This window comes from Clostridium sp. AM27-28 (genome assembly GCF_003480955.1).
GTDB classification, from domain to species: domain Bacteria; phylum Bacillota; class Clostridia; order Lachnospirales; family Lachnospiraceae; genus Otoolea; species Otoolea fessa.
The window spans coordinates 23,017-50,012 of sequence record NZ_QUJT01000006.1 but is presented as its reverse complement, the minus strand read 5'-3'; the positions used below and the strand labels follow the sequence as shown (position 1 = coordinate 50,012).

At 48.8% G+C, this 26,996-nt stretch carries 23 protein-coding genes and 1 riboswitch; of the genes, 3 read left to right on the top strand and 20 right to left on the bottom strand.

The genetic code is table 11. The annotated features are described in order from the left end of the window. Positions 1-4: 4 nt before the first annotated feature. Together DW720_RS16195 and pruA are read right to left on the bottom strand one after the other, a co-directional pair. On the bottom strand, positions 5-1,393 hold the full coding sequence (locus DW720_RS16195) for a dihydrofolate reductase (protein WP_347560708.1): 1,389 nt from the start codon (positions 1,391-1,393) through the stop codon (positions 5-7). Positions 1,394-2,054: 661 nt separating this feature from the next. Further along, positions 2,055-3,680: an L-glutamate gamma-semialdehyde dehydrogenase gene (pruA, locus tag DW720_RS08055; protein WP_118749492.1), complete on the bottom strand. Its 1,626-nt coding sequence runs from the start codon at positions 3,678-3,680 to the stop codon at positions 2,055-2,057. Between the two features lie 539 nt (positions 3,681-4,219). Between pruA and DW720_RS08050 the strand changes: the two genes are divergently transcribed. After that, the gene (locus DW720_RS08050) at positions 4,220-4,843 is read left to right on the top strand and encodes a hypothetical protein (protein ID WP_107000350.1); all 624 of its coding nucleotides are present in this window, start codon (positions 4,220-4,222) and stop codon (positions 4,841-4,843) included. Between the two features lie 425 nt (positions 4,844-5,268). On the opposite strand, the gene DW720_RS08045 is transcribed toward DW720_RS08050, so the two are convergent. The 9 genes from DW720_RS08045 to pfkB form a co-directional block, all read right to left on the bottom strand. Continuing rightward, a complete protein-coding gene (locus DW720_RS08045; RefSeq protein ID WP_243099724.1) occupies positions 5,269-6,630 on the bottom strand; it encodes a L,D-transpeptidase family protein in 1,362 nt (453 codons plus the stop codon). Positions 6,631-7,050: 420 nt separating this feature from the next. Beyond that, positions 7,051-7,941: a cation diffusion facilitator family transporter gene (locus DW720_RS08040; RefSeq protein WP_022359193.1), complete on the bottom strand. Its 891-nt coding sequence runs from the start codon at positions 7,939-7,941 to the stop codon at positions 7,051-7,053. A gap of 101 nt (positions 7,942-8,042) precedes the next feature. Beyond that, a riboswitch (NiCo riboswitch) is annotated at positions 8,043-8,127 on the bottom strand. A gap of 89 nt (positions 8,128-8,216) precedes the next feature. Then, positions 8,217-9,410, bottom strand: a complete 1,194-nt coding sequence (locus DW720_RS08035) for a VWA domain-containing protein (protein WP_107000351.1) — start codon at positions 9,408-9,410, stop codon at positions 8,217-8,219. Beyond that, positions 9,400-10,215 carry a MoxR family ATPase gene (locus DW720_RS08030; protein ID WP_022359195.1) on the bottom strand — a complete coding sequence of 272 codons (816 nt, stop codon included), beginning with the start codon at positions 10,213-10,215 and terminating at the stop codon, positions 9,400-9,402. Before DW720_RS08030 ends, DW720_RS08035 begins: the two co-directional genes overlap by 11 nt. A gap of 249 nt (positions 10,216-10,464) precedes the next feature. Beyond that, positions 10,465-11,211 (bottom strand): DeoR/GlpR family DNA-binding transcription regulator, encoded by a 747-nt coding sequence (locus tag DW720_RS08025; RefSeq protein WP_118749490.1) that lies wholly within the window; start codon positions 11,209-11,211, stop codon positions 10,465-10,467. 80 nt (positions 11,212-11,291) lie between these two features. Further along, positions 11,292-12,917, bottom strand: a complete 1,626-nt coding sequence (ptsP, locus tag DW720_RS08020) for a phosphoenolpyruvate--protein phosphotransferase (RefSeq protein ID WP_118482372.1) — start codon at positions 12,915-12,917, stop codon at positions 11,292-11,294. Between the two features lie 80 nt (positions 12,918-12,997). Then, a complete protein-coding gene (locus DW720_RS08015) occupies positions 12,998-13,255 on the bottom strand; it encodes an HPr family phosphocarrier protein (RefSeq protein ID WP_022359198.1) in 258 nt (85 codons plus the stop codon). A gap of 94 nt (positions 13,256-13,349) precedes the next feature. Then, complete coding sequence (locus tag DW720_RS08010) at positions 13,350-15,359, bottom strand: PTS fructose transporter subunit IIABC (RefSeq protein WP_118749489.1); 2,010 nt, start codon at positions 15,357-15,359, stop codon at positions 13,350-13,352. A gap of 93 nt (positions 15,360-15,452) precedes the next feature. After that, entirely contained in the window at positions 15,453-16,373 is a 921-nt protein-coding gene (pfkB, locus tag DW720_RS08005) for a 1-phosphofructokinase (RefSeq protein ID WP_118524616.1), read from the bottom strand. 403 nt (positions 16,374-16,776) lie between these two features. Here pfkB and DW720_RS08000 point away from each other — a divergent pair, with 403 nt between their 5' ends. Together DW720_RS08000 and DW720_RS07995 are read left to right on the top strand one after the other, a co-directional pair. Further along, complete coding sequence (locus DW720_RS08000; protein ID WP_243099723.1) at positions 16,777-18,018, top strand: cell wall hydrolase; 1,242 nt, start codon at positions 16,777-16,779, stop codon at positions 18,016-18,018. Positions 18,019-18,236: 218 nt separating this feature from the next. Further along, a complete protein-coding gene (locus DW720_RS07995) occupies positions 18,237-18,806 on the top strand; it encodes a hypothetical protein (protein ID WP_118749488.1) in 570 nt (189 codons plus the stop codon). Between the two features lie 150 nt (positions 18,807-18,956). On the opposite strand, the gene DW720_RS07990 is transcribed toward DW720_RS07995, so the two are convergent. The 9 genes from DW720_RS07990 to purM all read right to left on the bottom strand — a co-directional run bounded on the left by DW720_RS07990 (position 18,957) and on the right by purM (position 26,986). Further along, entirely contained in the window at positions 18,957-19,421 is a 465-nt protein-coding gene (locus tag DW720_RS07990; protein ID WP_022359203.1) for an Hsp20/alpha crystallin family protein, read from the bottom strand. A 318-nt stretch (positions 19,422-19,739) separates the two neighbouring features. Continuing rightward, complete coding sequence (locus tag DW720_RS07985; RefSeq protein WP_182427930.1) at positions 19,740-19,949, bottom strand: EamA family transporter; 210 nt, start codon at positions 19,947-19,949, stop codon at positions 19,740-19,742. A gap of 17 nt (positions 19,950-19,966) precedes the next feature. Next, positions 19,967-21,055: a DNA/RNA non-specific endonuclease gene (locus DW720_RS07980; protein ID WP_118742721.1), complete on the bottom strand. Its 1,089-nt coding sequence runs from the start codon at positions 21,053-21,055 to the stop codon at positions 19,967-19,969. A gap of 165 nt (positions 21,056-21,220) precedes the next feature. After that, complete coding sequence (locus DW720_RS07975) at positions 21,221-21,676, bottom strand: ribonuclease Z (protein ID WP_118742683.1); 456 nt, start codon at positions 21,674-21,676, stop codon at positions 21,221-21,223. 36 nt (positions 21,677-21,712) lie between these two features. Continuing rightward, on the bottom strand, positions 21,713-22,807 hold the full coding sequence (locus DW720_RS07970; RefSeq protein ID WP_182436532.1) for an NlpC/P60 family protein: 1,095 nt from the start codon (positions 22,805-22,807) through the stop codon (positions 21,713-21,715). A 545-nt stretch (positions 22,808-23,352) separates the two neighbouring features. Beyond that, the gene (rbr, locus tag DW720_RS07965) at positions 23,353-23,892 is read right to left on the bottom strand and encodes a rubrerythrin (RefSeq protein ID WP_118742685.1); all 540 of its coding nucleotides are present in this window, start codon (positions 23,890-23,892) and stop codon (positions 23,353-23,355) included. Between the two features lie 190 nt (positions 23,893-24,082). After that, on the bottom strand, positions 24,083-25,357 hold the full coding sequence (gene purD, locus DW720_RS07960; protein ID WP_118742686.1) for a phosphoribosylamine--glycine ligase: 1,275 nt from the start codon (positions 25,355-25,357) through the stop codon (positions 24,083-24,085). Positions 25,358-25,367: 10 nt separating this feature from the next. Next, positions 25,368-25,961, bottom strand: coding sequence for a phosphoribosylglycinamide formyltransferase (gene purN / locus DW720_RS07955; RefSeq protein WP_118467813.1), 594 nt, complete (start codon positions 25,959-25,961; stop codon positions 25,368-25,370). Further along, positions 25,955-26,986: a phosphoribosylformylglycinamidine cyclo-ligase gene (gene purM, locus DW720_RS07950; protein WP_118570052.1), complete on the bottom strand. Its 1,032-nt coding sequence runs from the start codon at positions 26,984-26,986 to the stop codon at positions 25,955-25,957. The genes purN and purM overlap by 7 nt, the downstream gene beginning before the upstream one ends. Positions 26,987-26,996: the final 10 nt, after the last annotated feature.

Below are 26,996 nucleotides of genomic sequence, written 5' to 3'. Positions count from 1 at the left end.
AACCTTAGAGCGATTCCTTTTCCAGCTTCCGATATTCCCTGAATTCATAGCACAAATTGAAAAATGTCTGCTCGCCGCTTCGTCTTACCAGTTCCCAGCCTTCTTTCTCCAGATCAACCATATGTGTGTCTGCCACATAGGAAAAATCAATCCAGGTGATCTGCGCTGTGTCGCAGAACGGAAGGAACTGCCGGTAAATCGACTCGCCGCCGATGATGACGACATCTACATCTGTCAGATGTTTTTCCTGTTTCAGCTCGTCAATCCGCACCAGCGCCTCCTCGACACTGTGGCAGATCTCTGCCCCCTTTACGCTCAGAGCCTTCTTTTTTGTCAAAATCAGGTTGATTCTGCCATCCAGCGGTCGCTGAGCCGGGAAAGTCAGAAACGTTTTATAGCCCATCACGATGATTTTTCCCATCGTTTCCTGCCGGAATAATTTCTGATCCGCCGGGATCACCGTCAGCATCTGCCCTTTATTGCCGATACCCCAGTTCCGATCCACTGCCGCAATCAGCTGAAAATGTCTCGGAAACCGTTCCGGAAACTGTCTTTTGAGTGTCTTCATCATGCTCGCCGCATTGATATAGAATGCCTCGTCTGGCTGTTCTTTCTTATCTACATGAGAATGGAACACGCGCTCCATCTCCCGAAGCGCCGTCTCTTCTTCCGGGAACCGGTTCATAATATCAATCATTGCATCACGGCTGTCACGAAGCTTCTGCATCAGGACATCCCAGATCGTCGCCTTATCCGCTTCACTGACAAAGCCATAGTGGTTTAAAATAATCTCTTTTGCATCCAATTCCGATGAATACTCGATGGATTCTTCTGCCGCCTTATAGTCTACCAGAAACGACGGCATATAACTCCCATCATGCCCCATGACGCCTACCGTCTCACTGCACAGCATCAACTCATCGTCAATCAGGTAAGACATGGAACATTTCGTGTGGCCGATCGTCGCAAACGCGTAGATCGTATGGTCGCCCAGTTCGATCGTCTCACCGTCCTCCAGCGATACATCAATCTGTAAATCTGCATCGTCATATTCCGAATCCCATGGAAGCCCCGCCGCTTCTGCCGCCTCGCCGCTTAGACGCCGGATCGTCTTCAAAGCGCCCGGTTTCACTAAAATTTCTTTTGCGCGCTCGGAAGCATATGTTTTCACCCCCGGCCATGCTTTCCGCACCACCGGAAGCCCCGCTACATGATCATAATGGGAATGGGATAAAAGAACCGCGTCTAACTCTGCATCGCCCAGTTCTCTTTTTATATTTTCCACCATCTGATCGGCAGCATACGCCATCCCCGCCTCGAACAGGAGATTGGCTTTTCCCTTTATCAAAAACACTGCACCGCTTCCGCAGCCAGATACATCAATCACCGTCATTGCTTTCTCATCCTTTTTGTTTGAATTTAAAATCGAACTGAGAAAATTTGAACAAAAACAAATCCTCAAATCCATATTTCGTATTTGATTTTACTGGATCTTTATGAAAAATACAAGGACTGGTTCAAATCAGATGAATGTAAGGAATAATAGGGTAACTGTTCACAAATAGGAATTTTCTGAACTGAAAATTCTGTACGATACAGTTCTCGCAGCAGATTTTGCCGATTTGGAATGCGCAGCATCGGCAAAATCCCGTTGCTGGGCACACATGTGTGAGCAGTAACATAATGGGATTTTTAATAACAGAATGCCGCAATTTCATTCCAAACAAACGGAACAATATCTGAGCGGGTGTGGCTGGGATACTCGGACAGATTTTCTAAATTATAAAAAGGATCGGCACCGATATGAAATCGTGTGTTTCGTTACACAGATTCCGGATCAGCGCCGATCCTCTGGGTGGTTGGTTTTAATTTAGTAAATTATGGGGAAGAGCTGCACCCCAGCATGCTCAGTGGCTTCAGCGTGCTCAGTGCCCCAGCTCAAAAAAGCTGCGCTTTTCTTCGCTGGACGGGCTGCGCCCTATAAATCAGTCCAGCAAGACAGTTCCTTATGTGCAAGCACAACGTTCCTGTCTTACTGCCCTGCTTTGCACTGCTTATGCCTCAACCATGTACGGATATGTTACATCCAGGCACGGTACTCTGAGTTCTTTGATGGTTCTCGGGCTTAACCAGCGATACATGTTGATCTCGCTGCCGGCTTTGTCGTTGGTTCCGGATGCTCTTGCACCACCGAACGGCTGCTGGCCGATAACTGCACCGGTCGGCTTGTCGTTGATGTAGAAGTTTCCGGCTGTTCCTTTAAGTGCATCTTCCATCTTAACGATAGCTTCGCGGTCATCTGCAAAGATTGCTCCGGACAGACCATAGGACGTTGCGGTATCGCAGCTTGCCAGAGTCTCATCCAGTTTGTCATCCGGATATACATATACGGTCATAACCGGTCCAAAAATTTCCTCTACCATAGTCTTGAAATCTGGCTTCTTAGCCTCAATCAGGGTCGGATATATGAAATATCCCTTGGAATCATCGTATCCGCCGCAGATAACTTCTGCATCCTCGGATGCTTTTGCATAGTCGATGTACTCTTTGTTGGTCTTGAATGCGGATGCATCGATAACAGCGCCCATCAGGTTTCTGAAATCGGTTATATCGCCAATTTTAATCTTCTCAATCTCTGCCAGCATACCCTCTTTAACCTGCGGCCAGATGCTTGCCGGAACAAATGCACGGGAAGCTGCGGAGCACTTCTGTCCCTGATACTCGTAGGATGCTCTTGTCAGAGCTGCTACCAGACCCGGTACGTCTGCGGAATTGTGAGCAAAGATGAAGTCCTTTCCACCAGTCTCGCCAACCAGACGCGGATATGTTTTGTATTTCTTGATGTTCTCGCCTACTAAGGAGTAAACACCGCTGAACACTTCGGTAGAACCTGTGAAATGGAATCCTGCCAGGTTCGGATCGCTTAATACGTACTTGCTCATGTCAGAACCACGGCTCGGTACGAAGTTGATAACACCTGCCGGAAGTCCTGCAGCCATCAGGGCCTGCATTACATAGTAGTTGGAAAGAACTGCTGTGGTAGCCGGTTTCCAGAGAACTACGTTACCTGCGATCGCCGGAGCGGTCGGAAGGTTAGCACCGATGGATGTGAAGTTGAATGGGGAAATCGCGGTTACGAAACCTTCCAGTGGACGGTACTCGATGCGGTTCCAAACATTTGGTGTGTTGTTCGGCTGTCTGTCATAAATCTGCTGTAAGTAGTATACGTTGAAACGAAGGAAATCAATCAGCTCGCAGGTATCAATCTCAGCCTGATATGCGGTCTTGCTCTGTCCTAACATGGTAGCTGCATTTACTTTATCTCTCATCGGACCAGCGATTAAATCAGCTGCTTTTAAAAAGATAGATACGCGATGTTCCATCGGCATCTCGGTCCATGCTTTTCTGGCTGCCAGAGCCGCTGCGATTGCATCCTTTAACTCTTTCTCACCGCCGGAAGCTGCTTCTGCGATTACATGAGCATGGTCATGCGGCATAACTGCTTTGGTCTTTCTCTCTGTCCAAACTTCCTTACCACCGATGATCATCGGAACCTGAACAACCTGTGCGGACTGGCGCTCCAGTTCTTTCTTTAAGCTGGCTCTCTCCGGGCTTCCCAGAAGATATGCTTTTACCGGCTCATTTTTCGGCATCTCTACTTTGAAATATCCATTGCTCATTGTTCATCTCTCCTTTTTGACATTTTGTCTCATTCGTGATTATGATATGAAATTTTTTCTCACTTAATTTTCGTAAAATCTAATTTTTTCTTTTTAATTTTCATATCAGTGAATTTCTATGGCTAAATATTAGCATGTTTTTCATTTTATGTCAATACTATTTCATATTTAAAAATACATACTTTCATTATGTTTTTCTGTGCATATCGCATAATCTCTTTGCTTTTTCCTGTATTCTGTTTTGGATTGTAATTTTTATCGATCTTACTGTTCACGCATACGTGCCCAGTAACGGAATTTGCCGTGACTTCGCATTTAAATACGGTAAATTCCTGCTGCCACCACGTTTTCTTACGGCACTTTTGCTTCCAAAAGTGCCCACCCGGGAACAGTAACTATCGATTCTTGTAATTCTGTATGTTTTTTTATGCTTTGTTTACGGAACATGGTTTTTGTGGTATACTGATCCCGCCTGAAACAACTCACAAAAGTGAGTTTATCCTGAAAATAATTCACTTATATGAAAAAGGAGTTTGATTATGCTTAAATTAGAACGTACCAGCGTCATGAATCTGGAAAATGCCATGCGCGGTGCCCGCAATCCGATGAACAGCTGGGGACGGATGGACAGCTTTTATGATGAGAATGGCGAATATAAACTGGGACCGAACGATCTAGACCTTGCGAAACGTCTCCGCAAAGCAGGCAGCGACCACCGCAAGTTTCTGCGCCAGGTATTTGTCTCAGTCGATGTGACCGCACCTCTCTACTGGTGGAAAGAATATGATACTTATAAAGTAGCGACCGTCGCCAATTCAACCAGCACGATGCACAAAATCGCCAGCAAACCGTTTTCGATGGACGATTTCAGCTGCGACCACATGACAGCCGGAACACGCGCATTTATGGAAACAGTTATCGCCAAGCTGGAGGAAATCCGCCTGCGTTATCTGGAGACAAAGAATAAGGATGACTGGTATGATATGATCCAGCTGCTGCCGAGCAGTTATAATCAGATGCGGACTTGTTCGTTTAATTATGAGACACTGATTAATATTTATTATGCCAGAAAGGATCATAAGCTGGCGGAGTGGCATACATTCTGTGACTGGATCAAGACCTTGCCGTATGGGGAAGAATTGATTATTGGGGAAGGAAAATAGATAATTAGTTTGATTTTCGTGAGAGGGACGGAGAAAAAGCCGCCCGGGCAAAAATGATCAGGTTTCGAGGACTGGGATTTTCTAGGCATCTTCGGTTTGATTAAAAACAAAAAGAAATCCTCACAAAGCAAGTTTGTTGCGGTTTCTTTCAACATCAAATCCGAATCTGCCAAGTAAATCCACAGTCTCGAAAATTCCATTTTCGCTCGGGCGGCTTTTTCTCCTGTTTATTGGATGATAACTTGGTAAAATTTAAGATCCTGGTGTCATCCAGCGCATGAATGCGGCTGGATGACGACGTAGGATCTTTTTTCGTTCCGTATGGTAAATTACTTTATCCACCATCTACTTTCTTATCTAACTATATTCAAGAAAGTACCCCATGTCTTTCTTCTAAATACCGAATGTGCGCTTAGAGGAAATGTTTAGTTGTGACAGAGAACTGGCATTCCCTTGTATACTTTCTCGTAGAGAAGTTTTGCTTTATCAACCGGCAGATTGATGCAGCCGTGGCTGCCGGAATACTGGTAGATGGTTCCGCCGAATTTACTTCTCCAGCTTGCGTCATGGAAACCGATGCCGCCGTTGAATGGCATCCAATAGTCTACGTGACTTTCATATTCATATGTGCCGTCTGCCTGTTTGGCGCCGCGCAGAACGCGGTCGGCCTGCTTGTAGGTCAGGCTGTAAATACCTTCCGGGGTTGTGTAGTTTTTGGATACGTTTCCGGTTACGCACGGAGCATCCCAGGTCAGGGCGCCGTTTTCATACATATATACATGCTGGGCGCCGAAATCAACTTCTGCGTAGGTATTGCCCCAGTCTGCGTCTGAATGGCTGGCTGCCTGCTGGGAAAACTGGACTTCACGTTCCTGATTGATGCCTGTCTGCGCCATCAGAACCAGGTTGTCTGTCTCTGCAGTCTGGTCAATCTTCCATCCATAAGGGCCTGTCAAGGCAACCTCTTTTCCGGAAGTGGTATGGAAGGTACGGGTAGTTCCAGCTGTGTCGTATTTCGCTGCCAGCGCCTTGATGTAGGCAGCTGCCTTATCGCGGTCTACGGTAATGACACCATTCTCGCCGCCTGTATACCAGCTGACATATTCAGTACCGGACAGTGTCTCGGTTGCATCACCGATATGGAAGGTGATGGTCGCATTTTTAGCCTGGTTCATCTGGGCGCAGAGTGCTTTTAAGGATGCATCGTCGGAAGTCACCTGGATCGGTGTGTAACATCCTAATGCTTCCAGATCGATCTCTGTCATGCCGGAGGCGATCGCCGCATTGATCGCCGTCTGTACCTTTGCCTTATCCACAGATTCTCCCTTTACTTCCGGAACAATCGTGAAATCTTTTCCTTCTTCCCAGGCGGATATATGGGCATCTACCGTCGGTGCTGCACTATCTGACATACAATTTAAGGAAGCAATGCGGTTTGCAAGCATCGTCTGATCGCAGGAAAGCGGCATCGCGATCGTCAGCGCTCCTGCTCCAGCTGCCCCTGCTGCCTGCTGGTCAATCGCTGCCTGCAGCTCATTTGTAATCACTACTTTATAGCCGATCTCCGCTGCGGTGATCTCTTCTGTCTTGCCTCCGCGTTCTTTGATCGTTAATTTATAAGAACCGTAATTCTGCTCCAGCTTTGCCTTTGCTTCCTCGTTGCTCATGCCGCCGACTGCGACGCCATTTACACTTGTTCCATTTGCAAAACTGCCATCTGCCAGTACTGGCTGTGCAAACATCAGCACCAGTGCAGCTGCCGCACCAGTCATTTTAAGTATACTCATACTTTTATTTTTCATTTTTTCACAAACCTCTCTGCCGCGCCATATGGCTGCGGCCTGCATATATGGATTCTGAATCCTTATTATAGCAGAGTCGGAAAAAAAGTCCAGATCGATTCTAAAAAAGATCGCCAAAAGATCCGATTCGTAAGAATTTCTTAACGGTTCCTTTTTTCTTTCCTTTTTCTTTCATTTTTTCCATATTCATGATTGTAGTTTTTCCATTTTGCAGTATGATGGTATTCATTGCAAATGGGAAGTATAACTTTCAGGACGTCCTTAAAAATGTTTAAAATTTTCATGTTCCCAAAAGCGCCAAAAGGACCGCCGCATCTGGCATGCCCTCTTCTAAGTAAACAAGATTTTTATTGTTATCTTGGTCTGCTTAAAAGGAAATATGCCAGTCTGCGGCAGTCCTTCTTTCTATTTCCGGTCAATTTCCGGATTGACATGCACCATAATGTGTTTTACCTTCGGAAATGTCTTTTCAATGCTGTTATGCACCACCTCGGCAATCTTGTGCGCCTCCCGCAGCGGCATGGAACCATCTACCTCAATCTCAATGTCCGCATAAATTTTATTGCCAAAGATCCGCGTCTGAAGCAGGTCAATCCGCGCCACATCTGGATTCTGAAGAACGCAGGCGCGCAGCTGTTCTTCGGTCTTCTCATCACAGGAATGATCGACCATTTTATCCATCGCATCTTTAAAAATCTCATACGCCGCTTTCACGATAAAGACGAAAATAACCAGACTCGCGATCGGATCCATGACCGGAAATCCCATTCTCGCGCCCACGATTCCGACCAGCGCACCGATCGAGGAAAACGCATCGGAACGGTGATGCCATGCATCTGCCATCAGTGCGCTGGAATCAATCTTTTTCGCATAATATCGGGTGTACCAGTACATCGCTTCTTTACTGACAATGGATATAACAGCCGCTGCCAGCGCCAGCATTCCCGGAACCTGCAGGTGACTGTATTCTCCCTTGAGCACGTCCGTAAGCGCCTCCACGCCAATCCCCAGACCTGTCATAAAGAGAACCATCGAGAGGACAATCGCAGCCACACACTCCATCCGCTCATGTCCATACGGGTGCTCCTTGTCCGGCTGTTTGGACGACAGCTTAATTCCAATCACCACGATCATCGTGCTGAACACATCGGACGCCGAATGGATACTGTCACTGATCATCGCATTCGAATGTGCGAACACGCCGGCTAACAGCTTCATAAACGCCAAAAGGATGTTCACTACTATCGTTACAAAAGACACTTGATTTGCCACCTTCTGAAAATCATTCTGTTTCATATTCGTTACCTCCAAAAAATATCTCATGGCACTAACGATAGGTGGGTGCTGCAAACCCATAAAAAAGTATAAAAAAACACCCACGAACCAGTATGAGTAACTACTGTCCCGTGGATGAAACTAACTTCCACTGTCGCTTCTGCGACCCGACCCCATGATATTCACGGTCTGCTCAGTTTGTACTGTAGTTTGATATGCAGTGCAAAGAGTTTATGATGAATAATAGCACAAATTTACTTTGTTGTCAATATCGGGAACCGCCCCTTTTTCCATATTTATTTTTTCAATTCCTTAATTCCAGCCTCAAGTCCTGCCGCCGTCAGCGGAAACATCGGAATCTCCTCGCGGATCAGACTGATCGTGTACGCACCGTAGGCATATGCCCAGTTATTTTCCCGCATCGGGTTCAGCCAGATCGCCGACGGAAAACGCCGGTGCATCTCCTGCAGCCAGTAAATGCCCGTCCGCTCGTTGCTGTGGAAATAGTCGAGACTGCCGCCGCGGTACAGAAGTTCCGACGGCGCCATCGACGCATCCCCAACCAGAATTACCTTGTATTCCGGTTTCAGGTTGTGAAAGACCCACTCGGTCGAGATCTTATCCCTCCAGGAGCAGGACGGCGTCGTAAACAGCTGATCGTAGAAACAGTTGTGGAAATAATAAATCTTCAAATCCTTAAAATGGGACGACTGATTGACCGCCTGGAACAGCCGGTTGCACAGATCCGCATATGCCCACATCGACCCGCCGCTATCCATCAGAAGCAGAAGCTTCGTCTGGTTCTTTCTCGGGCGCTCCATGACGAGCTCCAGACGTCCGCCTTCGTCACAGGTCTTCTCGATCGTTTTCTCCACATTGAGTTCCGTTTTCGGTCCATCCTCACGGCAGGATAAAAGACGCAGCTTTTTGAGCGCCACCTGGAACTGCCGGATCTGGATAACCGCATCGTCGCGGAAATCGCGGTAATTCCGCTGTTCCGCCACCTGCAGCGCGCTCCGGTTTTTGCCCGGTCCGCCCACGCGGATGCCCTTCGGGCTGTAACCGGAATGTCCAAATGCCGACGTACCGCCGGTTCCAATCCACTTATTGCCGCCGTGGTGCTGCTCATGCTGCTCTTTCAGTCGTTCCGCCATCATTTTACGGATATCGTCCAGATCAAGTCCCGCAAACCGCGCATCGACCTCATCCTTATCATACGGCGTCTGCGCGTGCGCCTTGGCAAGCCAGTCTAAGACCTCCTTCGGAAGTTCCTCAAACGTCTGCACATTTTTAAAATATGCCAGAAATGCCTGGTCAAATTTGTCATATTCGGACTCTTTTTTGACCAGAACCGCCCTCGCCATATAGTAAAACTCCGTCAGGCTCGCGTCGTTCAGGTTCATTTCCAGCGCATCCATCAGGCTGTTCCACTCATTGAGGCTCGTCTTCATCCCGTAAGAACGGAGTAGATACAGAAAATCAGTAAACATATCGGTTATTCTCCACCAGCTTTAAATCCTCTGTCTTTTTTAAGAGTACCCCCGCAAACGGGATCTCCTTTTCCAGCTTCTCCACCGGCACGCCGCCGATCACAAGCGCCTGAATCCAGTCCAACACCTCGGAGGTACTTGGCTTCTTCTGCAGGCCGCGCAGATCGCGCACCCGGTAGAAGGCGTCCAGCACGCCGTCGATCAGCTTCTGGTCGAGATCCGGGTAATGTGCCTTGATGATCTTCTCCATCATCGGCTGCTCCGGGAATGCAATATAATGGAAGATACAGCGGCGCAGAAACGCATCTGGCAACTCCTTCTCCGCATTGGAGGTAATAATCACAATCGGACGGTGCTTCGCTTTGACAGTCTTTCCCGTCTCCGGAATGTAAAATTCCATCTTGTCAAGTTCCCAGAGCAGGTCGTTCGGGAATTCCAGATCCGCTTTATCGATCTCATCGATCAAAAGAACCGTCTGCTTTTCCTTCTCAAATGCCTCTCCCATCTTTCCGAGGCGGATATATCTGGCAATATCATCAACGCCGTCCGCACCAAACTGGCTGTCGTAAAGACGCTGTACCGTATCGTACACGTAAAGACCGTCTTGTGCGCGGGTCGTCGATTTAATATTCCAGATCAAAAGTTCCATATCGAGGGATCTGGCAATCGCCTCCGCGAGCATCGTCTTTCCAGTGCCCGGTTCTCCCTTGATTAAGAGCGGCTTTTTGAGCGCCGCCGCAATGTTAACGCTGCGGATCAGTTCATCCGAAGCGATGTATTCGTCACTGCCGTGAAATTGCTGCATGGTAAATTCTCCTTTTAGAAAGTTCTCCTTTTACATAACTGTAAACACTAACAAGGGCGGCATAACGATTCAGGATCCATGCTGACTGCGATCGGTTCGGATCCATCGTTCCTCCCGATCGTCATACATAATCCTGCCCGTTTGCCGCCCTATTGATTTTCTATAAATATAGCAATATTCTAATAGTTTGTCAAATCGTACATATGTTAGGATTTCATTAGAAAAACACGATTGTTACTGCTCACTATTCTACTTTGCCACCCGGATATTCTTGCTGCCGCTAAATCCTTCCGGCGGCTCTGTCTCCGTGAGGATCGTCGCTTCTTCAAACACCCCGAACGTTACCGAACTTACCATGCCGAATTTCTGGCTGTCCGCCAGCACATAGCAGCGCTCTGTCTGGCGCATTGCCTCTTGCTTGACTAATGCCTCATTCGGATCCGGCGTCGTGAAACCGTGGCGCTTGCTGACGCCGTTGGTTCCAAAAAATCCCTTTGTAAAATGATAGCCCTGGATCGTCAGGAGCGCCTGACTTCCGATGACCGCCTCCGTCGTGCCCTTTAACTCACCACCAATCAGAATTACGCGGTTTCCGGCGGCTGCCAGCCGTTTGGCATGTGATACCGCATTCGTCACAAACGTGGCGCTGCGCGCCGGAAGATAGTCTAAGATATACCCGGTCGTCGTGCCCGCGTCCAGATAGACAAAATCATCCGGCTGGATAAGTCCCGCCGCAAACTGGGCGATTCTCCTTTTCTCCTCCTGCTGCAATTCCATCTTCTGTGCCACTGACGGTTCGGTTCCCGTAAATGTCCCGTCCGAGGACACCGCGCCGCCAAACACCTTGGTCAGGCGCCCCGCCTTGTCAAGCGCATTCAGATCCCGCCGGATCGTCGATTCCGAAACTCCCAGCACCTCTTTAATCTCAGGAACTGTCACACTCCTCTTTTTATCCAGAAGTTCCAAAATCAGTTCGTATCTTTTTTCTGTCAGCATGACTCTTTTCCTTTCATCTTCTGCTGTGGTTGAACTTTTTTTAGCTCAATTTTTCACTTCTCTCTGTCTTAATATTCTTATCAACTGCAGCTGCTTTCGACAATGACCTTCCGAATCGGCAGCACACGCCCCGGCGATACGGAAAGCTCATCCACACCCATTTTCAGGAATTCTTTTGTCAAACTCAGATCCGCGCCCAATTCGCCGCAGATACCTGCCCAGATGCCCTCGGCGTGCGCATTTTCGACAACCATGCGGATCATCGCCAGCACCGCCGGATGGTGCGGATCGTAAAATGCATCCAGCTCCGGATTCTGACGGTCAACTGCCAGCGTATACTGGGTCAGGTCGTTCGTTCCGATGCTGAAAAAGTCCACTTTTTTCGCCAGTTCCCGGCTTACCATGACTGCCGCCGGGGTTTCAATCATAATGCCCTGCTTCGGGTCGCCAAACTGGAGATTCTGTGCGGTCAGCTCCGTCTTGACCTCCTCGACAATCTTCGCGATCGCCTCGACCTCCCAGACACTTGTGATCATCGGATACATGATCTGGAGATTGCCATAGGCACTTGCCCGAAACAACGCGCGAAGCTGTGTCTTGAAAATCTCCGGTCTTGTCAGGCAGATACGGATCGCCCGGCAGCCCATCGCCGGATTTTCCTCTTTTTTCAGTTCAAAATAATCGCACTGCTTGTCCGCGCCGATGTCCAGCGTGCGGATAATGACCGGTTTGCCCGCCATCGTTTCCGCTACCTGTTTATATACCTGGAACTGCTCCTCCTCCGTCGGAAATGTTTCTTTTTCCAGATACAAAAATTCGCTGCGGAACAGTCCGATGCCCGCCGCATCGTTATGAATGACCGACGCCAGATCCTTGCTGTTGCCAATATTCGCATACAGGCGGATCTTCTTGCCATCCAGAGTGACTGTTTCGCGCCCTTTCAGTGTTTGCAGCAGTTCTTTCTTCTCCTGTTCCTCCCGCTGCCGGCGGCGCATTGTTTCCAATGTCTCCTCATCCGGTTCCACATACAGGACTCCGTTCGTACCATCCACAACCGCAAATTTCCCATCTACCGTCTCATCGAGCGCCACGTCCGTTCCGATCAGCGCCGGAATGCTCATCGTACGCGCCAGGATCGCCGTGTGGGAATTGACGGAACCGTGTACCGTCACAAAGGATAGCACCTTGTCCTTTTCAAGCTGTACCGTCTCTGACGGTGCTAAATCATCTGCCAGAATAATCACCGGCTCGTCCGTATGGATGCCCTGACCTGCGCCTCCGGACAGAACGCGCACAATCCGCTCCGAAATATCTTTGACATCCGCCGCGCGCCCGCGCATATATTCGTCCTCCATCGCCGCAAACATCTGGGCGAAATTGTCACCGGTCACCGCAACCGCATACTCGGCATTGACCTTCTGCGTATCGATGATATTCTGAACCGCGTCCAGATAGTCCTCGTCCTCCAGCATGATCTGGTGAATCTCAAAAATCGACGCATTCGCCTCGCCAACTTCTTTTACCGCCTTTTCATACAACTCGCCGAGCTGGCGGATGGACTCCTGAACCGCCGCATTAAACCGCGCTTTTTCCTGCTCTGTATTCTCTATTTTCGTCCGTTTTACGGTCTGCTCGCCTTTCTGATACACACATATTTTTCCAACTGCGACACCGCCAAATACACTTTTTCCACGATACGTCTGCATGATCATTCCCCTTTCCATTGATCCATTATCGAAAAATGCCGCCATGTAATAATCCCTTACATCGCGGCATCTTTGTTAAACTACATATTTTCCTTCATAAACTGGCTGACTGCCTCATAAGCTGCTTCTTCGTCCTCGCCCTCAAAGGTCAGGGTTACTTCCTGTCCGTTCTTTACCGCCAGTCCCATGATACCGAAAATCTTTTTGCAGTCGCCGCTCTTTCCATCTTTCGCCAGCTTGATCGTACTCGTAAACTGTTTTGCCGCCTTTACCAGTTCACCTGCCGGGCGTGCATGGATTCCTTCCGGGTCTGTAATGGTATATTTAAACTCTTTCATGATGATGTTCTCCTTCTCATTATAACCTATTTTGATTGATTTGACCAAAAAATTTCTAATAAAGATTCACATTCCGTCAAAAAAAATTATTTATCTATTCTTCTACATTCTTCTTGAGAACTCCTAAGAGTACCGTCGAGATCGCCATGCCAACCACCAGTGCCAGCAGGTAGAACAGTGGATTTCCCATGACTGGGAATACGAAGATTCCGCCATGCGGCGCCATCAGCGTACAGTTAAATAACATGCTCATCGCTCCCGCAACACCCGAACCGACGATGCAGGCTGGAAGCACGTGTACCGGATCGGACGCTGCAAATGGAATCGCGCCCTCCGTGATGAATGCCAGACCCATGATGAAGTTGGTCGGTCCTGCCTCACGCTCCTCCTTTGTAAATTTCTTCTTAAACAGCATTGTTGCCAGCGCAATCGCACACGGCGGTGTCATACCGCCAATCATAACAGCTGCCATCACATCGTAGTTGCCGGAGGCGATTGCCGCCGTACCAAATACATATGCCGCCTTGTTGAATGGACCGCCCATGTCGATCGCCATCATCGCCGCCAGCACAAAACCAAGAATCAGCTTACTCGAACCACCCATGCTGCTCAGACCATTGTTTAACGCCATATTGATCGCGCCCATGACCGGCTCTACGACGAAGCTCATAACCAGTCCGATGAGCAGGACGCCCACAACCGGGTAAATCAGGACCGGAGCAATCTTTTCCAGTGCCTCTGGAAGATTCTCGCACGCTTTCCGAAGCGCCAGAATCAGATATCCGGCAATAAAACCTGCCGCCAGGGCGCCAAGGAAACCTGATTTTCCCTGAGAAGCAATCATGCCGCCGACAAAACCGACTGCCAGCGCCGGGCGGTCTCCAATCGCCATCGCGATGAAACCAGCCAGAATCGGGAGCATAAAGCCAAATGCCACACCGCCGACATTTTTAAACCATGCCGCCAGCGGGGTAATCGTACCAAAGTTTACACGCTGGTCGAGCGGAAGTGCATTCATATCTACACTGAAACCATCAATCAGAAACGCAATCGCAATCAGGATGCCGCCGCCGACTACAAACGGAAGCATGTGGGAGACACCATTCATCAGCTGTGTGTAAATCTGGTGTCCGACACTGCCCGATTTGCCGCCAGAGGCTGCCTTTGCCGGGCTGCTGTTTCCAGATGATGCTGCGTGGTAAACCGGTACCTCCCCGGACGCCGCGCGCTCCAAAAGCTCCGGTGCCTTGCTGATACCGTCCGAAACCTGACATTCGATCACTCGTTTTCCGTCAAACCGATCCATCGGCACCTGTGCGTCCGCTGCCACGATGATGCAGTCCGCCGCCTCGATCTCCTGTGCCGTCAGCACATTTTTTGCTCCGGCTGAACCGCGCGTCTCAACTTTGATCTTCCATCCCTTCGCGCGTGCCGCTTTTTCCAGGCCTTCGGCAGCCATGTAAGTGTGCGCGATACCGGTCGGACAGGAAGTAACCGCTAAGATCTTCGGTCCGGCTGTCTGTTCCGTCTCTGCACCCGCTTTTTGCGCCTGAATCTCCTGACCACCTGCTTGTGCGGCATTCTCTCCATTTGTATCTGCCGCTTCTTCGCCGGAATCAACCGCCAGTCTCTCATCGATGCCTGCCTGTTCTGCATCTGCCTTATCAATAATGGAAAGAAAGTCTTCCACCGAAGAGGCATTTCGCAGGGAATCTGAGAAATTCTCGTCCATCATGAGAACGGAAAGCTTGCTCAACACATCCAGATGTACGTTATCTTTTGTATTTGGCGCTGCAATCAGGAACAGCAGCGTGACCGGTTCGCCGTCCAGGGAGTCGAAATCCACGCCATTTTTGATGACCATCGCCGCCAGCCCCGGCTTTTTGACCGCATCACATTTTCCATGAGGAATTGCAATCCCCTCGCCGATACCGGTCGTGCTCTCTTTTTCTCTCGCATAAACCTGCTTGCGGAATGCCTCGACATCCGACAGCTTTCCGCTCGCCGCCATCAGCTCTACCGCCTTGTCCAGTGTCTCCGATTTGCTGGTGGGTGCCGCATCCAGCGATATACTTCTCGGATCCAGTAAATCAGTAATCTTCATATCTGTTGCCTCCCTATTTATGCCCGAATGTCAGGTATGCATTGCATATCCGGCAGTACATTTTGCCAGCTTCAAAAATGTCTGCATACAACCTCATCCGATTTTTGTGATTTTACAGTTCTCATACACTTTCTTTATCTCATCCTTCGTCGCCAGCTGCTCCGAAAAGGCGCTCGCGCTTCCAGCTGCCAGTCCCATGCGGAAGGCGTGTTCATAATCTCCGCTCTCCCCGTATCCGGCCAGGAAACCGGCTACCATCGAATCTCCGGCTCCGACACCATTTTTCAAGGTTCCCTTCGGTGCTTCCGCCGCATAGACGCTTCCATCCTCCGCCAGAAGAACCGCGCCCTTGCCTGCCATCGAAACCAGCACGTTGACCGCACCTTTTTCCTGCAGCTTCTTCGCATACGGAACAACTTCCTCCCGCTCCGAGAGCTTCACGCCGAAAATGTCTCCCAGTTCATGATTGTTCGGTTTGATTAAAAATGGATGGTGTCCCAGCACATTGAGCAGCAGATCCTTGGTCGCGTCCACAACAATCCGGACGTCTCTGCCATCCAGGCGCTCCATAATCTTCTGATAAATATCATCCGGCATCGACGCTGGAATACTTCCAGCCAGCACCAACGTATCATCCGCCCCCAGTCGGTCAAGCTGGGTCATCAGCGCATCCACCGCTTCCCGCGGAATCTTCGGTCCCCGACCGTTGATCTCAGTCCCGTCGATGGATTTCAGCTTCAGGTTGATGCGGGAGACTCCCTCATCCAGAGAAATAAACTCGGCTTTCACGCCCAGCTGCTCCACTTCCTTCCGAACCTCCTCGCCGACAAACCCGGCAGTAAAGCCAAACGCCGTATTGGCAATTCCAAGGTTTTGAAGGACCGTCGAAACATTGATTCCCTTTCCGCCCGGAAGCAAAAGCTCCGAATCCGTCCGGTTGGTCAGTCCGAGCTTAAAATCGCTCACTGACACAATATAATCTAACGATGGATTAAAGGTTACCGTATAAATCATAAGCCTTCATTCCTTTCTTATCTTGATTGATTCTGACTGTATTATAAAATCATTTTCATTCAAAATCAATCAAACTTATTCACAAACATGCTGCCTCTTTTTGGGTTATATTGCACAATTTTGATTTTTTATGATTGTTTTTGATTGATTGTTTCGTGTGAATTCCGGCGAAACGATTGCTGTCACTGATGGAATAGTGTTTCCAAAAACATCATTTTTACTCAGCTTCATCTCCTCTTCTAATCGTAAAATCCGCCTTTGTTGACAAGGATTTCCCTATTTGCTATAGTAAATGAAGAATTTTGTAATATCTTTGTAATATTTCCAAGATGTTTTTATATCAGAAAGGATATACGATATGAACGATTCCCCTTTGAAACCTGCTTCTTCCAGGCGCAAAAAAATGGATAAAACAATGATGGCGATCTATTTCCTGATCCTTTTTATTGTGGCCGGGGCGGCTCTGCTGGCATTTCTATGCCTCTCTAAACCTTCTGATAAGAAGAACAACGCCGGCTCTGATCCTTCCATCGCTTCTTCCAGCACCTTAAAAAACAGTCATCAGACCGGCACCGATGCTAAAAGTACGGCGAAAGCCAAAATCAAAGAAGAAAAGCCGGTCGATCCGTATGAAAATCTCGCGGTCGCCAATGTGGATGATGCGCTGAACCTGAGAGAAAAACCAGATACAGATGCCAAGGTACTCGGCACCTGCTTCCGCGGAGGCGGCGGTACCATTTTAAAACGCAAAAATGGCTGGACAAAAATCCGCTCCGGTGGGCTGGAGGGATGGCTCAAGGACGATTATCTTGTATTTGGCGATGATATCAAGCCGCTCGCCAAAGAGCTTGGTCTCTATATCGCTACCGTCAGCACACAGACACTCCATGTACGCGAGGAAGCCAGCACGGATTCTGCCATCGTCGGTCTGGCTGCCGCGGAAGACTACTATCCTGTACTGAGTCAGGAAACTGGATGGGTCAAAATCCAGCTTTCCGTTGACACCTCCGGTTACGTTTCTTCTGATTATGTCACAATCAGCGTCAAGCCAGGACGCGCAATCAGCATTGAGGCTGAGATGGCAGCGCTGGAGGCGGCACGGCAGGCTGCTGAAGAAGCTGAGCAGGCATCCAGAGCCGCCGAGGAAGCCCAGATTGCAGCCGCAAAATCGCAGGCAGAAGCAAACGCGGCTAAAGCTTCCTCCCAGACTTCGGGAAAATCTGGAAGCTCTTCGAAAAAGAGCACGGCTGCACCAGCCGCTAAATCATCCTACGTGATCTCCGCCTCCGAGAGCGACGTTTATCTGCTCTCCGCCTGCCTCACGATGGAAGCCAACGGCGGATCCTATGAAAGCTATCTGGCAGTCGGAAGTCTGATCGTCAACCGCGTCAAATCTGGCAAATGGGGCAAATCCATCTCCAGCGTTATCTACGCGGACGGACAGTTCCCAGGCGCGACCTCCGGCCTGCTTGACAAATATCTCGATAGAGGACCGTCCTCTACTGCCACCAAGGCGGCAAAGGCAGCGCTCGCCGGGGAGAATCAGATAGGCGACTACCTTTATTTTACCTCGACCAAATCAGCAAACTACGACAGCTACTCCAGCTATCAGGTGGTTGGTGGGAATTGTTTCTATAAAAAATAAAAGGCTTAAAAAGGCGGATTTAAACGCATTACATTAAACCTCATATACATTCCCATCGCCTTATGATATGATAATCATATCAGCAAAACATACAGGCAGAGGACACCTACTGTCCATACCTTATTGATAGGTACTCTCGGAGTCTTTCCTGCAAATCATCTCACAACATTAAGCACAGAAAGCTTCCGGGAGTCCATTGATTGCAAATGGAGGAAATTATGAGAAAATCAATTTATACCTTGATGGTTTCCACTCTCATCGCAGCCGCCAGCATGACCGCCTGCTCCAGCCAGCCGTCTGAAACAACCACGGCTGAAACAACTGCCGCTGAATCCACACAGGAAAACGATACATTAGCAGAAAGCAGCGATGCCAGCGAAACAACTACTGCCGGAGAAAAAGAAACCTCCCAGACAACGGATGCAGATCATGCAGAAGACGAGACTCTGAGCGAAAAAGAAATCACAGAACTTTACCGTGGTTTTGCCAGATCCCTTCAAAGCATCATCGCCAATAAAAATATGAACGATTTAGCCGAGCTGCTTGTCTATCCGTCCTACATCGGCATCGATGACGGGATTGTCGTAAATAACAGAACTGAATTTATGGCTCTCGACGCAGACAAGGTATTTACCGACGCGCTGATTGAGGCAGTCAAGACAGCCGATGTTTCTTCCACCGAACTGACCAAGGCAGGTTTCATCGTAGGCGATCCATCCGTTAAACCGGCAGTTACCTTTGGTCTGGACAAAGAGGGATCTATCGGTATCACAGCTATTAACTACTAATCAGAGATAAAATAGTGAAAAAGAGCGCCGCAACACTCACAAACCGGCTTTCCATTTCTGGTAAAACTGCTTCATGAGTGCCACAGCGCTCTTTTCTATGTTACAGCCAGACAACTGCATCCATCAATCCGGCTGACTGCTTCTTCTACATTATCCTTCAATCGCAATATATTTTTTCTGCTCGACTTCCGGTTTTGCTTCTTTCTTCGGAACAAAAATCTTCAAAATACCATGCTTAAATTCCGCCTTGATATCTTCCTCTGTTATATCATCACCGACATAGAAGCTTCTCGCACAGGAACCTGCGTAACGCTCTCTGCGGATGTAACGACCGGACTTTTTCTCCTTCTCGTCCTCATCCAGTCCCTTCGCAGCCTGAATCGTCAGATTACCATCTTCCAGGGAAATCGAAATCTCTTCTTTCTTAAATCCCGGCAGATCCATCTCCAGCTCATAGCCATCTTCCATTTCCTTGATATCGGTCTTCATCAGGTTCTGTCCATGGCGTCCATACAGCTTTTTCTCTATCTTCTGTCCGGCGTTATCATCATAAAACGGAAAATCATTAAAGAAATCATCAAACAAATTTTCTCCAAAAATACTCGGCATTAACATAAGTCATCTCTCCTTTTTTTCAGCTTACCAGCTGTTCATTATGTTTATAACCAACATTTTCGGAACCGGGACGGTCTGGGAACATTCCCGGAAGCGCTCAACCCTTTCTTTTTGCTTCCTCTTTGTTCCTCTTCCTTCGTTCTGGCTATGTTATAGCACTTTCCGTTAGCACTGTCAAGAGGTGAGTGCTAATTATTTGTGAATATTTTGTGAAATTGTCAATCCTTTTTCTCTCTATTGATACTGCCACACTAAAGAGGATAGGAGAATTCTTGCAAAGTGTTGTTAAAAAAGTAAATCTCTAATATTATTCTTATACTATTTCATAATCAAAACCGTCGCCAGAATACATACGAATCCAATCAACTCTGCCGGTGTAAAAACGGAATTCAGCCAGACCGCCGACAGGCACGCCGCCGTCAGCGGTTCCAGGCAGGCAAGCACCGAAGCGCGCACCGGTCCCGTCAAAGAAACTCCCTTAACCGTGTTCTCATCCGATTCTTTCCATACACAGCACAACCGAGACACTTTGCATCTCTGTTTTATCAGGGATTGCAGTTCTTACATGGTTCATATCCATCTGCAATCACTTCATCGCGCGTACCGGTAAATTCCTGCCGGTTTGCCGCCTTCATCTGGGTGACAGATGTGCAGCTTGGAAGATGAAATTTTTTCGAGTTGGTATTGAGAATGTAGGTCTGAACCGTCGCGCTGCTTCCAGAGGATCCAGCGCCGCCTCCCGACGAACCAGCTGCTCCCGATCCAGCCGATTGATTCTGGCTGCTGCCATTTCCAGCCGTTCCCTGTCCGGCTGTGCTTCCCGCACTTCCAGAACCGTCCGCCCAGCTTTCTCCTGTCGCATAATCGATCGCAATACCCGGCTGGACATTATAGACGTACACGCAGAACAGCACTCCCTCGCCCTGATCCTCGACGGATTCCGCCTCCATCAGGACGCCGGAGGCAACCAGATTATTGCCCTCAAAAACCGGCGTTACGCGGTACATGACATGGTTTCCGGTTTCTTTCACATAATCGGCTGTCAGATTTTCAAATGGCAGCATTCCCTGTACGTTCAGATAGCGGGTTCCGGTAATCAGGTTTTTGACATTGGCATTCTCCGCCGTAAGCTGGTAGCCGATCAGATGACAGCGGTTATAGAGATACTTTCCATCCACATTGTCATACTTCGCCGTATGCCAGCCCGCCGGCTTGACTTCCCCGATCGAGCCGCGCTTCTCCGTCGGCATCGTGTCCTGCGAAACCGAAGCATATGCCACGCCGCAGCGCCCCAGGCTGTCCAGATCACTGTAACTCTCAAATGATACATCCGTCAGGTCCGCATCGGTAAAATACGGCACATTTCCATTGACTGCCACATACGGCTGACCGGAATATGCCGGTACATCCGCCAGATTAAATGACGTTCCCGAAGCAGAAGATACACGGTTTCCACCATTTTCTGACGATGACACCACCTGCGAATCTCCGTCCGCACTTTCCGCCTGATTTTCCTCCGCGCTGACACTTCCGTTTCCATTCAGACTTCCCTCTGGAATCTCCTGCGCGCACGCTGAAACAGACAGCATCGCCGCTGCAGCCAGCCCCAGAAGCCACATTTTCAATTTTCTCATATGAATTTCTGCCTTTCCGTTTAAGCCTATCCCTTTCAGAGCCATGTAGATTTGTGCGTTCTGGCGCCTGATTTTCAGGTGCAGAACCGGCTCTTTTTTATATTTGACTTGTTTTTTATGTTTTTCTTACTCTTTTATATTGTACTTACTTTTTATGTATATTTTTTACCTGCGCACATACCGCTCTTCTGTGATTTTCTCATGCGAGGAACCCGCATATTCCTGCGTTTCTGCCAGCTTCCAGCTGCCCAGATCCATCTTAAAATACATATCTGCCGGATAATCCCGGTTCCAATGACAAAGAATCACTTCTTCGATCCGGCTCTCATACGGAACAACATCCTTGTCCTCGACAAAACAGTACTCTCCCGGCCCCGCCTTTTCCAAAAACTCTTCATCTGCCTGAATCTGCCCGGATTGCCCCAGTTGCCCGGATTGTTCCTGTTCTTTCGGCATATTTCCATTCACCTGTAAAAACTGTTTCTGGCTGTATGCATTCATCCACAGTTTTTTCCCACCTGTCAGCTCCAGAATACGCTTTCTAAGCACGCGGTCCTGGCTCTGCCGTCTGTGATTGAACATCATGCCGTTCTGATTATCCACACATACAATTATCTTCATCTCTCTTTTTCTCCCTTTTTCTATCTGCTGTACGCTTCATGTTTCCCAAGGAATCAAAGCAAGCGTCAGCTCCTCCATCCAGGTCCGCAGATTGGGACGCCTGACTGCCAGCGTGTTGACAATCACCGATCGTACACGCACCGGCATCGTTTCTCCTTCTTTTACCAGCCTGCTCACATCGTTTATGACATAAAAATTGCCATTCTCATATCCCAGATACATCATCACATGTCCCGGAAAATATAGAAGTGTGCCCGGTTCTAATACTTTTAAAATCTGCTTTTTTTCTGAGCAGCGCCGCCCCGCCAGCTCTATTTTTCGAACTGGCATCTGCAACTGCCCGGTCGTATTGCGAGGCAGGATCCATCCAAAACAGCGGTACACCTCCCGGATATAGGAAGAACAATCCCGGCTTTCCAGCATTCCGCCCCAGCCGTAGCGGTCTCCCAGACACTTGAACGCCTGTTTAATAATCTCCTCATTTGTCAAGCTCAAATATCCCACCGATACGTCCCGGCTCATCGGAATCAATCCTTTTTGCCGGAAGAAACTGCCATCCGGGGCGCGGCATGGAAGCCAGACGATGTAATTATTCCAAGACAGTCTGTTCTGTACCCTCTGTTCTGCCTGTGCTTCTGTTGTCTCTATTACCGCTCCTGTCCCTTTTTTTCTGTTTGTTTCTATTGTTTCTTTTATCTCTGGGATTCCTTCTTCCACGTACAATTCCAACACCGTCCCCATCCGAAGCCGGTATGCACTGGTTCCCGGATAGACTGCACTTGCTTCCAGCCAGACCATATCCCCTGTCACTACTAACGGATGGATCGGAAATGCCGCCATCAGCCATTCCGCCCGGTTCCGACAGACTGCCACCGACTCTGCCGATATCCAGCCCTCGCTGCATTCATTCCGAACATACAGATAACTCTCCTCCTGCACCGAACCCAAAATCAAAAGCGGTTCCCCGACCATACAGAGACAAAGTGCTGCCTCATCCCACTCCGGATCGGATGGATCCTCCTCATCGGCTAAAAAAGTCTCCATCGGAAACTGTTTGATCAACCCCTGTGAAGTCGCGATTCCATATTTGATATGAACATTTTTATTCACGGAATTTTGAGCATCACGCACAGTCCAATTTATCCCCTGTATCCCAAATGATAAGAAATTTCCACACCATTTATCATAAACAACTCTCTCTTCTTTGGCAAAGGCTTCATTTTTCAAATCATGCATTTCCGTTCCATATGTCCGTAAAATCCGTGCATTCAAATTTTCAATTTCTTCCGGCGTCATTTTTACTGATTCTGACACATTTTCTATATCGATCCAATGCTCTGCCTGGCATTGTTCCTTCGAAACATCTGGTGCGAATGATAAAAAAGACGATCTCATATGAACTGATCCAAAACAGCCTGCTTAATTTTCGTATCTTTTATATGATGCATCTTCCTTTTTTATACACAATAAGGAATCGGCAGCCCCCCAGCTGTCGTCTCGTCGTTTCCGAAAGTGCCCCCAGCTGACTGACCAGCAAATCCATCAGATCCTCGCCGTCCATGGCATATCCACTCTAACTCACATTACTGATACTCAATCACATACCAAATCCAGAACTACCTCTTGCGTCTCACATTCCCACAAAAGGCATCTGCTTCCACGATTGATCCCCAGATTTAGTAATTCTCCGCATGGATCTCGAAATAAGCCTGCGGATGTGCGCATACCGGACAGACTTCCGGTGCTTTCTCGCCTACTACGATATGACCGCAGTTGCGGCATTCCCATACCTTCACTTCGCTCTTCTTAAATACTTCCTGTGCTTCCACATTGTGAAGCAGGGCACGGTAGCGCTCTTCATGGTGCTTTTCAATCTCCGCTACCATACGGAATTTCGCTGCCAGTTCCGGGAACCCTTCTTCCTCAGCAGTCTTGGCAAATCCATCGTACATATCTGTCCACTCATAATTCTCGCCTTCTGCAGCAGATGCCAGATTCTCTGCGGTATTTCCCAGACCCTTTAATTCCTTAAACCACATCTTTGCGTGTTCTTTCTCATTGTCTGCGGTCTTTAAAAAAAGGGCGGAAATCTGCTCAAATCCATCTTTTTTTGCCTTGGATGCAAAATAGGTATATTTATTTCTTGCCTGTGATTCACCGGAAAAAGCCTCCCTCAGGTTCTTTTCCGTCTGGGTTCCTGCATATTTGTTAGCCATTGCATTGTCCTCCTTTTAATTGCATGAAAACAGTTCATCTTTTCTTTCTATTATAGCACGCTTGAATGTTTTTAATATGTTTTTCAAAAGCATTTTTTTCCAACATCCAGACAAAAACAGGGATATCAGACGTTCAAATCTGATATCCCCGTTTCTTTTCTAAATAGGAATCTACTACCTACCGCTTCCCCTACGCCTCATCAATCGCATGCCCGATATCATGGCGCATATATTTGTTAGCGAAATCGATCCACTCGGTCGCCTTGTATGCGTTGGCGCGCGCCTCTTTCAGGTCTTTGCCCTTTGCAGTAACGCCCAGCACTCGACCGCCATTTGTCACGATATCGCCGTCTGCATCGAACTTCGTGCCTGCATGGAATACATAGTAACCGTCCGTGTCTTTGAATTTCTCCAGACCGTGAATCTTGAAGCCCTTTTCATATTTCACCGGATAACCATCCGACGCCAGAACAACACAGACTGCCGCATTGTCCTCAAATTCAAGCTCAATCTGATCCAGAGTTCCGTCGATACATGCCTCAAAGACTTCCACGATATCGTTCTTCATGCGCGGCAGGACAACCTGTGTCTCTGGATCGCCGAAACGCGCATTGTATTCCAGCACCTTCGGACCATCTTCGGTCAGCATCAGACCGAAGAAAATGATGCCCTTGAAGGTACGTCCTTCCTTCTTCATCGCGTCAACCGACGGCTGATAGATGTACTTTTTGCAGAATTCGTCTACTTCTTTTGTGTAGAACGGGCTTGGCGAGAAGGTTCCCATACCGCCTGTATTTAAGCCCTGATCGCCGTCCAGCGCCCGCTTGTGATCCTGGGAGGAGGTCATAATGCGGATCGTATCGCCATCGACGAAGGAAAGGACAGAAACCTCGCGTCCTGTCATAAACTCCTCGATAACCATCTGATTGCCGGCAGAACCAAACTTCTTGTCCTCCATGATCTCCTTGACGCCTGCCTCTGCTTCTTCTAAAGTATTGCAGATCAGAACACCTTTTCCAAGTGCCAGACCATCTGCTTTCAAAACGATCGGCATCTTAGCGGTCTGTAAGTATTCCAGCGCCTTGTGCGGATCGGTAAAAGTCTCATAGGCTGCGGTCGGAATGTTGTATTTCTTCATCAGATCCTTGGAAAATGCCTTCGATCCTTCCAGAATCGCCGCATTTTTTCTCGGTCCAAATACACGCAATCCCTGTGCCTCGAACACATCCACGATACCGCCAACCAGCGGATCGTCCATGCCAATCACGGTCAGATCAACCTCATGCTCTTTCGCAAATGCCGCCAGCTTATCAAATTCCATTGCACTGATCGGCACACACTCTGCATACTCTGCGATTCCCGCATTGCCCGGTGCACAATAAATTTTATCTACCTTCGGACTCTGAGCCACTTTCCATGCGATCGCATGCTCACGTCCGCCGCTGCCAACGATTAAAACTTTCATGTTCTTCTCCTTATATTCTTCCGTTTGCAATCGCATCGATCGCCTGCGGAAGCAGTACCCACTCTGCCTGTTCCATCACGCGCTGCTGCAGCGTCTTCGGCGTATCATCCGGCTGCACCTCTACGGCTTTCTGGAAGAGGATCGGACCGGTATCGGTTCCCTCATCCACATAGTGAACCGTCGCGCCCGTCACCTTGACGCCGCGCGCCAGTGCCGCCTCATGCACCTTCAGTCCATAATAGCCGACGCCACAGAAGGACGGAATCAGGGACGGGTGGATATTGATAATTTTATTTCTGTATGCCTCGATCATCGCCGCCGGAATCTTCACAAGAAATCCAGCCAGAACGATGAGATCCGGCTTACACGCCTTGACGGTCTCTAAAAGCGCCTCATCGAATGCATCTCGCGTCTCATACGCCTTCGGAGTCACAACAAACGCTGGGACACCGTGTTTTTTCGCGCGCTCAATCGCATAAACGCCCTCATTGTTGCTGATAACCGCTACAACCTCTGCGTTCGTGATCTTGCCGTTATCAACCGCATCCAGGATTGCCTGCAGATTTGTACCGCCGCCAGACACCATTACAACGACTCTTAGCATAATGTTACTCCCTTTTCTCCTGCCTCAATAGAACCGATGATGTACGGTGTATCGCCAGCGGACTTCATTGCCTCCATCGCACGCTCTGCATCAGCCGCATCGACTGCTACAACCATGCCGATACCCATATTGTAGGTATTGTACATCATGTGCTCCTCGATATCGCCTTTCTTCGCCAGCATACCGAAGATCGGCGGAATCTGATAGCTGTCTTTCTTGATGACTGCGCGGACGCCGTCTTTCAGCATACGCGGAACATTCTCATAGAAGCCGCCGCCTGTGATATGGCTGCACGCTTTCACAGTCACGCCCGCATTCTTCACTGCTTTCAGCGCCTTTACATAGATACGGGTCGGTGCCAGAAGTGCCTCGCCAAGCGTGGTTCCCAACTCCTCATAGTAGGTCTCCAGTCCCTCTTTGTTGAGTTCCTTCTCAAATACCTTGCGGACCAGGGAGAAACCATTGCTGTGAACGCCGGTGGATGCCATACCGATCAGTACATCACCCGGTTTCAGGTTTTCGCCGGTAATCATGTCTTTTTTATCAACCACGCCGACAGCAAAACCAGCCAGATCATAATCTTCCTCCGGCATCAGTCCCGGATGCTCGGCTGTCTCGCCGCCGATCAGAGCTGCCTCCGACTGTAAGCAGCCTTCTGCAACGCCTTTTACGATATCCGCGATCTTTTCCGGATAGTTCTTGCCGCAGGCAATATAGTCCAGGAAAAACAGCGGCTCGCCACCTGCACATGCAATGTCGTTGACACACATCGCAACCGCGTCGATACCGATCGTGTCATGCTTGTCCATGATGATCGCCAGTTTTACCTTGGTACCACAGCCGTCCGTACCAGATAAGAGAACCGGCTCTTCCATCTCTTTAATCTTTGCCAGGGAGAATGCACCGGCAAAGCCGCCCAGACCTCCCAGCACTTCCTCACGCATCGTTTTCTTTACATGCTCTTTCATCAGTTCTACCGACTTATAACCAGCCTCAATATCTACTCCGGAATTCTTGTAATCCATGGTTTTCCTC